17 protein-coding genes are annotated in these 12,540 nt (G+C 51.9%); 7 read left to right on the top strand and 10 right to left on the bottom strand.

Annotation, left to right across the window (positions count from 1 at the left end; genetic code table 11):
* Positions 1–3: 3 nt before the first annotated feature.
* The gene (gene hisB / locus AC6CHM_RS14715; protein ID WP_115054513.1) at positions 4–612 is read right to left on the bottom strand and encodes an imidazoleglycerol-phosphate dehydratase HisB; all 609 of its coding nucleotides are present in this window, start codon (positions 610–612) and stop codon (positions 4–6) included.
* A gap of 194 nt (positions 613–806) precedes the next feature.
* Between hisB and hslV the strand changes: the two genes are divergently transcribed.
* The 5 genes from hslV to AC6CHM_RS14690 all read left to right on the top strand — a co-directional run bounded on the left by hslV (position 807) and on the right by AC6CHM_RS14690 (position 4,759).
* Positions 807–1,361, top strand: a complete 555-nt coding sequence (gene hslV / locus AC6CHM_RS14710; protein ID WP_115054512.1) for an ATP-dependent protease subunit HslV — start codon at positions 807–809, stop codon at positions 1,359–1,361.
* On the top strand, positions 1,351–1,911 hold the full coding sequence (locus tag AC6CHM_RS14705) for a GNAT family N-acetyltransferase (RefSeq protein ID WP_498173614.1): 561 nt from the start codon (positions 1,351–1,353) through the stop codon (positions 1,909–1,911). The genes hslV and AC6CHM_RS14705 overlap by 11 nt, the downstream gene beginning before the upstream one ends.
* A complete protein-coding gene (gene hslU / locus AC6CHM_RS14700; RefSeq protein WP_115054510.1) occupies positions 1,908–3,209 on the top strand; it encodes an ATP-dependent protease ATPase subunit HslU in 1,302 nt (433 codons plus the stop codon). The genes AC6CHM_RS14705 and hslU overlap by 4 nt, the downstream gene beginning before the upstream one ends.
* A 79-nt stretch (positions 3,210–3,288) precedes the next feature.
* Positions 3,289–3,702 (top strand): lysozyme inhibitor LprI family protein, encoded by a 414-nt coding sequence (locus tag AC6CHM_RS14695; RefSeq protein ID WP_498173613.1) that lies wholly within the window; start codon positions 3,289–3,291, stop codon positions 3,700–3,702.
* A gap of 88 nt (positions 3,703–3,790) precedes the next feature.
* Positions 3,791–4,759, top strand: a complete 969-nt coding sequence (locus AC6CHM_RS14690) for a DUF1402 family protein (RefSeq protein WP_115054792.1) — start codon at positions 3,791–3,793, stop codon at positions 4,757–4,759.
* Positions 4,760–4,788: 29 nt separating this feature from the next.
* Here AC6CHM_RS14690 and AC6CHM_RS14685 read toward each other — a convergent pair whose 3' ends face one another.
* The 4 genes from AC6CHM_RS14685 to AC6CHM_RS14670 are packed head-to-tail and all read right to left on the bottom strand — an operon-like array spanning position 4,789 to position 7,514.
* The gene (locus tag AC6CHM_RS14685) at positions 4,789–5,160 is read right to left on the bottom strand and encodes a helix-turn-helix domain-containing protein (protein WP_115054508.1); all 372 of its coding nucleotides are present in this window, start codon (positions 5,158–5,160) and stop codon (positions 4,789–4,791) included.
* Entirely contained in the window at positions 5,157–5,702 is a 546-nt protein-coding gene (locus AC6CHM_RS14680; RefSeq protein ID WP_498173612.1) for a Smr/MutS family protein, read from the bottom strand. Before AC6CHM_RS14680 ends, AC6CHM_RS14685 begins: the two co-directional genes overlap by 4 nt.
* Positions 5,699–6,799, bottom strand: coding sequence for a murein transglycosylase A (gene mltA / locus AC6CHM_RS14675; RefSeq protein WP_498173611.1), 1,101 nt, complete (start codon positions 6,797–6,799; stop codon positions 5,699–5,701). The genes AC6CHM_RS14680 and mltA overlap by 4 nt, the downstream gene beginning before the upstream one ends.
* A gap of 19 nt (positions 6,800–6,818) precedes the next feature.
* A complete protein-coding gene (locus tag AC6CHM_RS14670) occupies positions 6,819–7,514 on the bottom strand; it encodes a Tim44/TimA family putative adaptor protein (RefSeq protein ID WP_337354151.1) in 696 nt (231 codons plus the stop codon).
* A 177-nt stretch (positions 7,515–7,691) separates the two neighbouring features.
* Between AC6CHM_RS14670 and AC6CHM_RS14665 the strand changes: the two genes are divergently transcribed.
* Positions 7,692–8,174, top strand: coding sequence for an FxsA family protein (locus AC6CHM_RS14665; protein WP_498173610.1), 483 nt, complete (start codon positions 7,692–7,694; stop codon positions 8,172–8,174).
* A gap of 129 nt (positions 8,175–8,303) precedes the next feature.
* The gene (secB, locus tag AC6CHM_RS14660) at positions 8,304–8,789 is read left to right on the top strand and encodes a protein-export chaperone SecB (RefSeq protein WP_008127318.1); all 486 of its coding nucleotides are present in this window, start codon (positions 8,304–8,306) and stop codon (positions 8,787–8,789) included.
* A gap of 44 nt (positions 8,790–8,833) precedes the next feature.
* Here secB and dnaQ read toward each other — a convergent pair whose 3' ends face one another.
* The 5 genes from dnaQ to AC6CHM_RS14635 form a co-directional block, all read right to left on the bottom strand.
* Entirely contained in the window at positions 8,834–9,541 is a 708-nt protein-coding gene (dnaQ, locus tag AC6CHM_RS14655) for a DNA polymerase III subunit epsilon (RefSeq protein WP_307281491.1), read from the bottom strand.
* 67 nt (positions 9,542–9,608) lie between these two features.
* Positions 9,609–10,202 (bottom strand): dephospho-CoA kinase, encoded by a 594-nt coding sequence (coaE, locus tag AC6CHM_RS14650; RefSeq protein WP_115054502.1) that lies wholly within the window; start codon positions 10,200–10,202, stop codon positions 9,609–9,611.
* On the bottom strand, positions 10,199–11,035 hold the full coding sequence (locus AC6CHM_RS14645; protein WP_115054501.1) for a shikimate dehydrogenase: 837 nt from the start codon (positions 11,033–11,035) through the stop codon (positions 10,199–10,201). Before AC6CHM_RS14645 ends, coaE begins: the two co-directional genes overlap by 4 nt.
* A complete protein-coding gene (locus AC6CHM_RS14640; protein WP_370878745.1) occupies positions 11,028–11,621 on the bottom strand; it encodes a Maf-like protein in 594 nt (197 codons plus the stop codon). Before AC6CHM_RS14640 ends, AC6CHM_RS14645 begins: the two co-directional genes overlap by 8 nt.
* Before the next feature lie 24 nt (positions 11,622–11,645).
* Positions 11,646–12,479, bottom strand: coding sequence for a pyruvate, water dikinase regulatory protein (locus tag AC6CHM_RS14635; RefSeq protein WP_370878744.1), 834 nt, complete (start codon positions 12,477–12,479; stop codon positions 11,646–11,648).
* Between the last annotated feature and the right edge of the window lie 61 nt (positions 12,480–12,540).

Raw genomic sequence — 12,540 nt, 5'->3', positions numbered from 1 at the left:
AACTCAGCCTTTCAGACTGCCCTTCGTTGAAGGAATAGCATCCTTCTGGCGCGGGTCGGTTTCTATTGCGTGCCGTAACGTACGGGCCACGGCCTTGAAGCAGGTCTCGGCAATATGGTGATTGTTTTCGCCGTAAAGATTGGCGACATGCAATGTAATGCCGGCATTTTGCGCCAGAGCATGGAAGAATTCGCGCACCAGTTCCGTATCAAACGTGCCGATCTTAGGTGCCGAGAATTTTACGTGCCAGACAAGATAGGGCCGCCCAGAGACATCCAGCGCCGCGCGCGTCAATGTTTCGTCCATGGCCAGATCGAGCGAAGCATAACGATTAATGCCACGGCGCTCACCCAGAGCCTTGGCGATGGCTTGGCCGATAGCAATGCCGGTGTCCTCAACGGTATGATGATCGTCGATATGCAGATCGCCATTGGCCTTGATATCCATGTCTATCAGGGAATGCCGCGACAATTGCTCCAGCATATGGTCAAAGAAACCGACACCGGTTGCAATATTGAATGCACCGGTTCCGTCCAGATTGACCGAAACGGCAATGCTGGTTTCCTTGGTTGTCCGCTCTACCTTCGCTTCACGCGTGCTGACGCTTGTCATGCCTCTATCCCGCTTGGAGAAATACCTTTAATTGTGGCCTTCTAAAACACGAATGCCGAATCTCCAAATGCTTTGATGGCTTAGCCTTATCGACTCATTTGCATTTCCGTAGCGGCATCATACATAAGTGGAACAGAAGGGGTTCGCTGCACTGCTTTGATTAGGGTACAGGCGAACGCGCTTAAGGAGTTAATATGCAAGAACACAACCCCTCCACCATGTATGGAACCACCATCGTAACTGTCCGCAAGGACGGTAAGGTGGTGATCGCCGGCGACGGACAAGTCAGCCTCGGCAATACTGTTATGAAAGGCAATGCCCGCAAGGTACGCCGTATCGGCAAGGGCAATGTCATTGCCGGTTTTGCCGGTGCTACAGCAGATGCCTTCACATTGCTTGAACGGCTCGAATCCAAACTTGAACAATATCCTGATCAGTTGATGCGCGCATGTGTCGAACTTGCCAAGGATTGGCGTACAGACCGGTATTTGCGCCGCCTCGAAGCCATGATGCTGGTCGCCGACAAATCGGTTACGCTCGCGCTTACCGGTAATGGCGATGTGCTCGAGCCTGAGTATGGCGTAATGGCCATTGGTTCTGGTGGCAATTTTGCCCTGGCAGCAGCAAAGGCATTGATCGATACGGACAAGAGCGCAGAAGAAATCGCCCGCCGTTCCATGCAGATTGCAGCTGATATCTGCATTTACACAAATACAAGTGTAACGCTTGAGTCGCTTGATGCCGCCTGAACTAGAATCCGGACAGAAGTTTCGTTACCGCTTCATCCCGGTTGAACCACGCCATCTGAATATGATTTCGCAATGGCTGGCAGAACCGCATGTGGCACAGTGGTGGAACGAAGATCCTGAAAAGGAATTGGCCGACATCGCGGACCATATGGATAGTATTTCGGTTGAGCCGTTCATAATCATGCTTGGTGACGAGCCTATCGGCTATCTCCAGACCTATGATCCACATCTTGAGGATGATCATCCTTACCAGGATCAGCCGGGCGGAACACTTGGGATCGACCTGATGATTGGTGAGCCGGACCTTATCGGCCAAGGGCATGGTGCACGGCTGATCGATGAATTCGTATCGCTCCTTTTCGAAGAAGGGGTGCCACGCGTGATCGTCGATCCGGACCCGGCCAATAAGCGGGCAATCAGGGTCTATGAAAAGGCTGGCTTTGCGGCATTTGATACGAGGACGTCAATTTATGGTCCCGCCCTTATGATGGCACGGGATAATTTGGAAATTTGGCCCGAAGACGGGCAGGAAGAAACGAGAATCCAATGACAACATTTTCTCCAAGAGAAATCGTCTCCGAACTTGATCGTTATATTATCGGCCAGAATGACGCAAAACGTGCCGTTGCTATTGCGTTACGTAACCGTTGGCGTCGCCAGCAGCTGGAAGGCCAGATGCGCGAAGAGGTCATGCCCAAGAACATTTTGATGATCGGACCGACTGGCGTCGGCAAAACGGAAATCTCACGTCGTCTCGCCAAGCTTGCGGGCGCGCCGTTCATCAAGGTTGAAGCAACCAAGTTTACCGAAGTCGGCTATGTGGGCCGTGACGTTGAACAGATTATTCGTGATCTGGTCGAGGTTTCCATCGGGCTTGTACGCGAGAAAAAGCGTGAGGATGTGAAGGCCAAGGCCCATGTCAACGCAGAAGAGCGTGTGCTTGACGCACTGGTCGGCAAGACTGCCAGCCCTGCAACCCGTGACAGCTTCCGCAAGAAACTGCGGGATGGCTTGATCGACGACAAGGAAATCGAAGTCGAGATTGCTGACTCCGGCTCGCCAAGCTTTGAACTACCCGGCATGCCCGGTGCAAATATCGGCGTCCTCAATCTCAGCGACATGCTTGGTAAAGCTATGGGCGGACGCACCAAGACGGTCAAAACCACCGTCAAGGAGTCCTATGGTGTCTTGATCAATGACGAGTCGGATAAACTTCTCGATCAGGATCAGATCACACAGGAAGCGCTACGGTCCGCCGAGAATGACGGCATCGTCTTCCTTGACGAAATCGACAAGATTGCAGCGCGTGACGGCGGAATGGGTGCAGGCGTATCGCGTGAAGGCGTGCAGCGCGATCTGTTGCCGCTCGTGGAAGGAACGACGGTCGCGACCAAATATGGTCCGATCAAGACCGATCACATCCTGTTCATCGCGTCAGGGGCGTTCCATGTGTCCAAGCCTTCCGATCTGTTGCCGGAATTGCAAGGCCGCTTGCCCATCCGTGTCGAGCTTAGCGCCCTTACACGCGATGACATGCGCCGCATCCTGACGGAGCCGGAAGCAAGCCTGCTCAAGCAATATATTGCGTTGATGGCGACTGAAGAGGTCAAACTCGATATTACCGATGATGCAATTGATGCATTGGCCGATATTGCCGTTGATCTCAATTCGACCATCGAGAATATCGGAGCGCGGCGTCTGCAGACGGTTATGGAGCGCGTGCTGGATGAGATTTCGTTCAATGCGCCGGACAAATCCGGAGCTGAGTACACGGTCGATGCCAAATATGTGCGCGAGACTATCGGCGACATGGCTAAAAACGCTGATCTTTCGCGTTTCATTCTCTAGCATTGCAAATAAGGGAAATCGCGATGGAAAACCATCGCGATTTCTTATTTAATGGGCGAGTCGCAACAGGAGATATCCCATGCGTTTCTTGCAATCCGTTCTGACGCTCATCATACTTTTCACGACCGCGCCTGCTGCCCTTTCGGCTGAATCCTGTGACAAGCCTAATAGCAGCCAAGCGGATCTCAACGAATGTTACAGCAATACCTATAAGCACTCAGACACCCAGTTGAATGCGCTTTACAGACAGATTACTGCTCGCCTGAAAGACGATGCGCAAACAACGAAACTGCTTGTGACTGCTCAAAAGGCTTGGGTTGCCTTTCGTGATGCAGAGTGCAATTTTTCAACATCGGGAAGTGCAGATGGCAGCGTATACCCCATGATGCAGTCCATATGTCTGAACGGTTTGACTGCATCACGCATCGAAGATCTGAAATCCTATTTGAAGTGCGAGGAAGGCGACATGAGTTGCCCAGTTCCCGCACAGTGAACTGACTTGATATCCAGATTGAGGTTTTTCTGGCTTTCGTCTGAACAAGCCGCTATTGCGGGCTTCTGACTGGATTTCTGGATCGATGATGAAACGAACCCTTTGCCTTTTTGCAACCAGCTGTTTTTTGCTGTTTTCCGTAACTGCCCAATCCGCATTGGCCGTAACCATGGTTCCGGAGGGCAATCGCAATGCAAGTCAGCCTGGCGTGCCAGCCGCTTCCGCCAAACGGACGCGCGAGATGAACACCACCTATGAGGCCAAATATCAAAAAATTTACGGCCTGCTGAAGAGCGACACGAAGCTGCGATCAAAAATTGCCAGCGTTTCCAGAACCTATGGCATTGATCCCGTTCATGTTGCCGGCGCCTTGGTCGGTGAACACACCTACAATGTCGATGCCTATGACAGGTTGCAGACCTATTACGTCAAGGCGGTTTCATATCTGAAACAAGGCCTCAGCTTTGACTATAAGGGAGAAACCATTGGTGATTTTGTCAAGCGACCCCAGTTTGCTGAATGCAACAAGTTCAAGGACAGCCTGCGCCTTTGGTCATGCCGGGAGAATGTCTGGGATACTACTTTTCGCGGGAATAATGTCGGCGGGATCAGCTACCCGAACAATCGCCTGAGCGCGGTTTTCTTCCAGCCATTCTATGCTGGCCAGAGTTTCGGCTTAGGCCAGCTCAGTCCGCTTGTCGCATTGCAAATGACGGACATGGTCAACCGCTATTCGGGATTGCCGCGTCTTGATGCGGATAATGCCAGTGAAGTTTACAAGACAATCATGGATCCTGACCTGACGTTGCCCTATATGGCGGCAACATTGAAACACTCGATCGATGTGTATAGGCGGGTTGCGGATCTCGATATATCCAAGAATCCCGGTTTGACAGCGACACTTTATAATACAGGCGGCGCGGATGCGCGCGCTCGGGCTCTGGCAAATATCAACGCACAACGTGTTGCCAATGGCGAACCGCTGCAAATGCCGGAAGAAAACTATTATGGTTGGCTGGTCAATGAGAAGGCTGATCAGCTTAAGGCGCTTTTCTAAAGCATTTCAAGCAAACAGGCGCAGGCAAGCTAGCGTTTGCGTCTGGGGGGCAGCAGTTTCAACTTGCCAATGAACAACTGCGTCGTTTCCTGATCCATATCCTCAATCCGCATGGCAAGCAGATTTGCAAGCTCAGTTACAGACGGCGAAAGCCCACCCGTATCGATCGTTACACGGGGTTGCGAAATCAGAGCCAGTCTCTGCAATTCCTCCGCCTCATCCCAGATAATATTGAAATACTGAATGATGCGCTGGAGCTTGTCCCATGTCGGTTGGCCACGACGCCCATGTTCAAGCGCCGAAAGATAGGCCGCTGAAACGCCTATGGCTTTCGCCATGTCCTTTTGCGAGACGCCGCGTTCCTGGCGCAAATCCCGCAGCCTTTGACCAAAGGGGGTCATGGTGCCTCGCGCCGCAGACGGACATAAATCGCTCCGGTCCCGCCATGATTGCGCGCAGCATCCTCATAGCCATTGACCAGAATGCGAAAAGCCGGGGTTGTAAACCATAAAGGCACGGCTTGGCGAAGCACACCATCACTTCCGAAGGATGATCCTTTGCCCGTGATGACAAGCACATGACGTAGTTTCCGCAAATGAGCACGTTGCAGGAAACCGAGCAGCAAACCATAGGCCTCGCTTTGCGTCAGCCCGTGAAGATCAATACGACCTTCTATGACCACGCGGCCCTTGGCGATTTTCTTATGGGTAGGTTTGTCGATTGGATGGAGCAGATGAGGCCTGGGTGCCGGTTTTGCAGGAAATACGGGTGCCTGTTGTTTTGGCCTTTCGGGAGCAGAAGGTTGCTGTTCCGTATTGTCAGCTTCATCCGCCAAGAAAATCGGCTTATCCTTACCCTTGAGAGGGCGCGCTGTCTTGGCAACCGTTTCCCAAAGTATCCGGTCTTCAAGCGTGGCAAATTCTGGTGTTGCCTTTTTTTTCATTGGCTTGAACCCAAAAGGCAACGCGGCACCAGTACATAGAAATCTGCATTGTGCCGAATAACACCAGCTATCTCGCCAGCCTCATCACCGGAACCTGCGAAAAGATCGCCGCGGGCGGGTCCGACAATTGCCGATCCGGTATCCTGCGCGATCATAAGACGGGAAAAACTTTTACCTCCAAATGCGTCCAAGTCGGGAGCATGAATATAAAATGGCGTGCCGAATGTATGGAGAAGCCGGTCAACAGCCATGGAACGGCCACCCATGAGCGGCACCTTTGCCGCTGCAATTGGCCCGAGATCTCTCTCAACAACCGGGGCTTCCCGGAAAAAAATGTAAGAGTGGTTGTTCCACAAGAGTGCCTGCGCCTGTTCCGGATTATCCGCGAGCCATTTGCGGATCGACTGCATCGAAATATTTTCGGGTTCGATTTCGCCGCGATCCAGCAATATCTTGCCGACGCCCGTGAAACGATGTCCGGACTTTGCCGCATAGGTTATACGGCGCAGACTGCCATCAAGCATCTTAAGCCGTGCGGCACCTTGAACATGGATAAAGAACGCATCGATAATACTGTTCACGAAAGCGATTTCGAGCCCTTGCCCCTCAAGGGCACCGCTTTCGATCGCCTGGCGATCGAAATATTCGACAGGTCCATCCCGGGTCTGCCGGGCAAAAGCAAAATAGGGATCAAGCCCGGCGGGACGGTTGTCATCATCTATATCGATCAGATCGGCAGGCCGCCTGAGAAATGGAACGGGATATTCCCGGGTGCGGATCGGGGATGCAATAACTTCCGGTTCGTAAAACCCGGTAACAAAACCGCTTGCCGAACTGTCAGGTTTTATAAAAGCGGGCCGGAACCATCTGGCGAAAAATTGGCGGGCTTGCGCGTCTGTTTCGACAATTGTTTCACGTGAATCAGCAAAAATTGGCTTAAGCGCTTCAAATGAAATGCCAAGCGATCCTGATTTATAGGGCTTTTCCAGACCATGGTGGGCTGAGCGCCGAAAGGCTTTGAACGCCTCGAGCTGATTATCCTCCTCCCAACCGGGGCAATTATTAAAGTCCACCGGTTGCAACAGGGGCGATAACATATTCTCTGATCTCAAAAGGTCAGTCTTCGGCTTCGGTGGCTACAAGCTTCCAGTTCGGATCTTTGGATTTGGTGTCACGGGCAAAGGTCCACACATCCTTCACTTCAACAACGGCTTCCTTATCGCCATCAATGACCGCGTCATCCTTGTCCAGCGTGGCCGAGATAAGCTCGCTAATGATGCGAACAGTGACGTGGGATTCATTACCTTTCATCTCGGCGCCAATAATTTCGGCCTTATTGATACCGACGAAGGATGACTGAACCTTCTCCCCGCGCGACTCGCGATCGGTGATAGCTGAGACAAAGCCGTCAAAGACTTCTCTCGACAGCAAGGATTTCAAGGTTTTGCGATCACCATCGGCGAATGACATAACAATCATTTCATAAGCCATCTTTGAACCATCAAGGAATTTTTCCGGTTCGAAGGTGGGGTCCGCAGCTTGAATTGCGCGCAAACCATCGTTCAATGGCGTCCCCGGCTTTGCCAGACTATCGATTTTCTCGAAATCGTTCGCTTTGGCTTCACCGCGCCTGGGCAATGCAACAACATTGTCACCGGGCTTCGCCTTGTCGTCTGCCTCCGAGGTTCGCGTATAGGGATTGAAAGGCGGACGTTCGCTTCCGGTGCGGCGGCCAAGGACTTTGCGCAACTGGAGAAAGATCACCACAGCTGCTACGAAGAAAAAGATTGTTCCAAAGTCCAGATATTCCATATCGCTTGCCACTCATCCAGATGTTCGTTTCCGCTTTCGATCTTTCGTCGAAATATCAAAAACATATAGATTGCCAATTGCAATCATACAAATACTCTTCACGCTTACCTATATAGGCATGAAATTGACATGAGCTATCCATAATAGCCGGATATGTCCTTTGAAAGGTAAAATAGTTTGCGATCTCTTATTCCTTTGTTCCTGCTGGCGCTGCCATTTCTGGAAATAGCCGGCTTCATCCTCGTTGGAAACGAGATTGGTGTTCTGGCAACGCTCGGCCTGATTATTCTGGCAATGTTTGTCGGTGTATTCCTGTTGCGCCTGCAAGGCTTTGGCCTGATCCAGAAAATACGCGAGGAAACGGCTGCTGGACGCTCTCCAAAACGAGAGCTTGTCCATGGCGTGATGCTATTTTTTGCTGCGCTGCTGCTGATAATTCCCGGTTTCATCACGGACATTATTGGTTTGCTGTTGTTCATTCCAGCTGTGCGGGATCTGGGTTGGCGCTGCATCAGTGACAGGGTCGTGGTGGTGAATTCCGGTGGCCGGCGGCCAACTGGCACACGGCAAACACGGATCAAGGAAAATGTCATTGATCTCAACCCGGAAGATTATACCAGCAAGCCTAATCCCGAATCTCCCTGGAAGGCCGATAAGTAAGGTTTGCCCGATATATGGGACGATAGGATTAGAGCGGGCAGCTTGCCTCGCCAAACAACACATGCTAGCCAGCCACCATTGATTTTCTAGACCGCTACGGCGGATGCAACATTAAAAGGTTTCCAGACAATGGCTGATGAAAACGCAGAGAACGGCAATGGCAACGGTACTGTCCAGCCACAGACCCTGAATATCCTGGCGCAATATGTGAAGGATCTTTCCTTCGAAAGCCCTGGCTCGCCGCTGTCGCTGCGCCCGCGTGACAAGGCTCCTGGCATCAGCATCAATGTCAACGTGAATGCCAATCCTATTGCCGAGAATGATTTTGACGTTGTTCTGACCCTTTCCGCCAAGGCTGCGGAAGGCAAGGAAGTTCTGTTCAACGCAGAATTGGTTTATGGCGGCGTGTTCCGGCTTGAAGGCTTTCCTCAAGAGCACCTTCTGCCATTGCTTTTCATTGAATGCCCTCGCCTGCTGTTTCCTTTTGCACGCCAGATCATCGCTGAAGCCACCCGCAATGGCGGTTTCCCTCCACTCATGATCGACCCGATTGATTTCGCGCAAATGTTCCAGCAGCGCATGGCTGAGGAACAGGCCAAGGCCAAAGTCAGCTAAAATCTGACAGGATGAGTTTTAAACCCGGGCTGGTCCCGGGTTTTTTATTGCGCTTCTATGCGCTCGTTCCAGATGGCTTTTTCGCCAAGTTTGGCCACAAGGGCGGCATGCGCAAGCTTTTCTGCTTCGCTCAAGCGTGACGGCAAAGCCACCTTGCGTTGCATGATAACGATCGCGGCGCTTTCCCCTGCCTCGTTCCGGTTTTTTGTCTGGTCGGAGACTGTCAGACCCAGCGCCGTTTGCTTGCCGCCAATAAGCTCAATGTAAACTTCGGCCAGCAACTGAGAATCCAGAAGCGCACCGTGCATGGTGCGATGGCTATTATCGATGCCGTAACGCCGGCACAAAGCATCAAGCGAGTTTGGCCCCATAGGGTGCTTGCGACGCGCCAGCGCCAGCGTATCGACAACGCGATCATTGTGGATTGGTGGATGTCCCAACCGGTTCAGCTCGGCGTTGATGAATCCCATATCGAAGGTCGCGTTGTGCGCGATCAACTTTGCGCCATCGATGAAATCGAGAAAATCCTGAAGAATTCCGGCGAACAAGGGTTTGTCGAGCAATTGTTCATTGCTGATTCCATGAACCGCCAGCGCTTCTGGATTAACCGGTCTTCCTTCAGGATTGATATAAACGTGAAATGTGCGCCCTGTCGGAAATCGGTTAACAAGCTCTACGCCGCCGATTTCGATGATGCGATCATCCAGCCGGTCGAGACCTGTCGTTTCCGTATCAAATATAATTTCGCGCATGGAATCACCTTTGGCCTAAATTCCACGACTTTCTCAACTCTTGCAAGGCTGTGGTGTCACAGGGTGGTTAGTCCGCAGACATATCCACCAATGAGTGTATGATTTGTTGAACATGCTCACGCGCTGCTACAAGCCCCTGACTTGTATCAATGATAAAGTCGGCGCGGTTGCGCTTTTCAGCGTCCGGTACTTGCCTGGCGAGTATGGCCTCGAGTTTATCCTCCGTCATGCCTTCGCGGGCAAGCACTCTTTCCCGCTGTACTTCTTTGGGCGCGGTAACAACCAAAACCTTATCCACCCGCTTTTCAGCTCCAGTCTCAAAAAGCAAAGGAATATCCAGAAGGACAAGTTTGGCTCCGCTATTTTCTGAGTCCTGCCGAAATCTGTTCTCTTCGGTGCGAACAAGCGGATGAACGATCTCCTCCAGCCGTTGCAATGCCTCCGGCTTACCCATAACGGCTGCCGATAATTTTGCGCGGTCAACCTCGCCATCGCTTGTCGTGCCAGGAAAGTCCTGTTCGATCAGAGGAGCGGCCTTTCCACTGTAAAGCCGGTGCACAGTTTCATCGGCCGAATAGACAGGAACTCCTGCATCCAGAAACATCTGGGCAGTCGTGGATTTTCCCATGCCGATTGATCCGGTTAGACCAAGGACGATCATGGTTTCTGGCCGCCATTCATGTCGGCGAGGATAACGTTACGCAACTCCGCAGTCACCTCTGGTCGAACACCAAACCAATGTTCAAATCCTGGCACTGCCTGATGCAAAAGCATGCCGAGACCATCAACGGTCTTTAATCCAGCCATGTGGGCAGCCTTTAGCAATGGTGTTTCAAGCGGGACATAAACAATGTCCGTTACCAGCGCATCGCGCCTTACATCAGAAAGATCGATTGACAGGCTCTCCTTGCCTTCCATTCCCAACGATGTTGTATTCACGATGAGGGAGACATCCTGCAGCAGTTCCGGCACGGCAATCCATTCATGCGCGCTGATCCCTGAGCCAAATCGATCGGCCAATTCTTCAGCCCTTGTTAGAGTCCGGTTGACGATTCGGATATCTGTCAGTCCACGTTGTTTAAGAGCATAAATAATTGCCCGGCTCGCTCCTCCGGCCCCAAGTACCAACGCGGTTTTGTGTTTATCCCATCCGGGGCTGCTGGCATCGAGATTTGCGAGAAACCCGTAAGCATCGGTATTACCGCCGCAAAGTTGTCCGCCTTCAAACCATAATGTATTGACTGCACCGATCTCTTCGGCTGCGGGTTCGCGTCTCTGACATAAAGCAAACGCCATTTCCTTATGCGGAATGGTGACATTGCCGCCGACATAATCATTGTCTTTTAAACTGTTGAGAAACGCAGGGAAGCTGTCTGGGGCTACTTCAATGGCTTCATATGAACCTGGAAGATCGTATTTTTTCAGCCAATGGCCGTGAATCAAGGGCGACCGGGAGTGTTTGATCGGAAATCCGGTTACGAAAGCTTTACGCATCAATTGCTCCTTGCTTGCGCAGTTCCGCAAGCAGCGGCAGAAGCGGCAATCCTACAATAGTAAAGTAGTCGCCATCGACTCTCTCGAACAATTGCACCCCCTCGCCCTCGAACTGATAAGCGCCAACGCTTTGTAATGCCACGGACCCTACACGAGACAAATGCCGGCCAATGAACTCTGGTGTTAGATTGCGCAATGTCATCCGAGCCACTGACACATGCCTCCAAAGGGTCTGACCATCTTTGCAAAGCACCACAGCGCTATTGAGATGATGGGTCTGGCCGGAAAGCTTCAACAATTGGCGGCGGGCTGCCTCCATATCTTCCGGCTTATGCAAGACTTCGTCGCCAAGCGACAATGTTTGATCCGAACCAATAACCAGCGCCGATGAATTGCGTTCACTGACATCAAGTGCCTTTGCCTCTGCCAGTACCAAAGCAACATCTTCCGGTGTTGCGCCGCTATTATAGAGAGGAGCTTCGACTGCGCGTTCGTCAATGTTTGCTGATTGCGCCGTGAACTTCACCCCGGCATTTTTCAGCAACATTGCACGGAAAGGGCTTTTTGAGGCGAGTATAATGTCCATGTTTTTCTCTTGTGTCATGTTCAGCTACCGACCTTGCGCCCGTAGAGCGAGCACGGCGGCAGCTGTTTCTTCAATTGAACGCCTCGATACGTCGATCATTGGCCAATTGTGCCTGTGACAGATTTGGCGAGCATAGGTCAATTCCTCGATAATATTTGCCCTGTCGAGATAATGATCGGCATCAAAGCCTTGAGTGGCCCCAAGCACACGGTGTTGGCGAACCTGGGAAATACGCTCAGCCGATGCGACCAGCCCCACAATCAGAGGTTTTTGTGAGTTCACGAGAGCATCAGGCACCGGTACGCCGACAACGATTGGCACATTGACCGTTTTTATGCCCCGATTGGCAAGATAGATGCTTGTGGGCGTTTTTGATGTGCGCGAAATACCGATCAGAATGACATCTGCTTCTTCAATATCTGGCGGCAACTGCCCGTCATCATGTTCCATCGTGAAGTTGAGTGCATCAATTCGCTGAAAATATTCAGCATTGAGCACATGCTGTGCGCCTACCCTGCGTCCAGCGGGAGCGCCGAGGTAAGATTGAAACAGCGTGAGCACGGGTTCGAGTACGGAAACGCAAGGCACGCCCAGTTCCGCGCAACTGTCATCAATCATCGCCGCAAGCCTTTGGTCGACAATCGTGTAAAGAACAATTCCGGGTTCCGCATCGATACCCTCAAGCACTTTGCGTATCTGTTTTTCCGTCCGAATGAGGGGATAAACATGCTCAATGGCCCGTGCATGGGCATATTGCGCTGATGCGGCCCGCCCCGCTGCGATGAGAGTCTCTCCGGTCGCATCAGAAATCATGTGAAGATGAAAGTAGTTAACCGGTTTCGTCACAGAAATTTCCATGTCCTGTTGATGAATGGGGACAAATTGGCGGAACTTACCCAAGAGATGGCAGCCATGTGGA

It is taken from the genome of Phyllobacterium sp. GQ127, from assembly GCF_059758635.1.
Note: the sequence above shows the minus strand (reverse complement) of the source record. Positions and strands in the feature narration are given on the sequence as shown.

Bases quoted from the DNA above. Each gene is read 5' to 3' on its own strand.
- dnaQ (WP_307281491.1), bottom strand. From the start codon at position 9,541: ATGCGCGAAATTATATTTGATACGGAAACGACAGGTCTCGACCGGCTG.
- AC6CHM_RS14705 (WP_498173614.1), top strand. From the start codon at position 1,351: ATGCCGCCTGAACTAGAATCCGGACAGAAGTTTCGTTACCGCTTCATC.
- hslU (WP_115054510.1), top strand. From the start codon at position 1,908: ATGACAACATTTTCTCCAAGAGAAATCGTCTCCGAACTTGATCGTTAT.
- AC6CHM_RS14635 (WP_370878744.1), bottom strand. From the start codon at position 12,479: ATGGAAATTTCTGTGACGAAACCGGTTAACTACTTTCATCTTCACATG.
- AC6CHM_RS14685 (WP_115054508.1), bottom strand. From the start codon at position 5,160: ATGACCCCCTTTGGTCAAAGGCTGCGGGATTTGCGCCAGGAACGCGGC.
- AC6CHM_RS14680 (WP_498173612.1), bottom strand. From the start codon at position 5,702: ATGAAAAAAAAGGCAACACCAGAATTTGCCACGCTTGAAGACCGGATA.
- hslV (WP_115054512.1), top strand. From the start codon at position 807: ATGCAAGAACACAACCCCTCCACCATGTATGGAACCACCATCGTAACT.
- mltA (WP_498173611.1), bottom strand. From the start codon at position 6,799: ATGTTATCGCCCCTGTTGCAACCGGTGGACTTTAATAATTGCCCCGGT.
- AC6CHM_RS14645 (WP_115054501.1), bottom strand. From the start codon at position 11,035: ATGCGTAAAGCTTTCGTAACCGGATTTCCGATCAAACACTCCCGGTCG.
- AC6CHM_RS14670 (WP_337354151.1), bottom strand. From the start codon at position 7,514: ATGGAATATCTGGACTTTGGAACAATCTTTTTCTTCGTAGCAGCTGTG.
- coaE (WP_115054502.1), bottom strand. From the start codon at position 10,202: ATGATCGTCCTTGGTCTAACCGGATCAATCGGCATGGGAAAATCCACG.
- AC6CHM_RS14690 (WP_115054792.1), top strand. From the start codon at position 3,791: ATGAAACGAACCCTTTGCCTTTTTGCAACCAGCTGTTTTTTGCTGTTT.
- secB (WP_008127318.1), top strand. From the start codon at position 8,304: ATGGCTGATGAAAACGCAGAGAACGGCAATGGCAACGGTACTGTCCAG.
- AC6CHM_RS14640 (WP_370878745.1), bottom strand. From the start codon at position 11,621: ATGGACATTATACTCGCCTCAAAAAGCCCTTTCCGTGCAATGTTGCTG.
- AC6CHM_RS14695 (WP_498173613.1), top strand. From the start codon at position 3,289: ATGCGTTTCTTGCAATCCGTTCTGACGCTCATCATACTTTTCACGACC.
- hisB (WP_115054513.1), bottom strand. From the start codon at position 612: ATGACAAGCGTCAGCACGCGTGAAGCGAAGGTAGAGCGGACAACCAAG.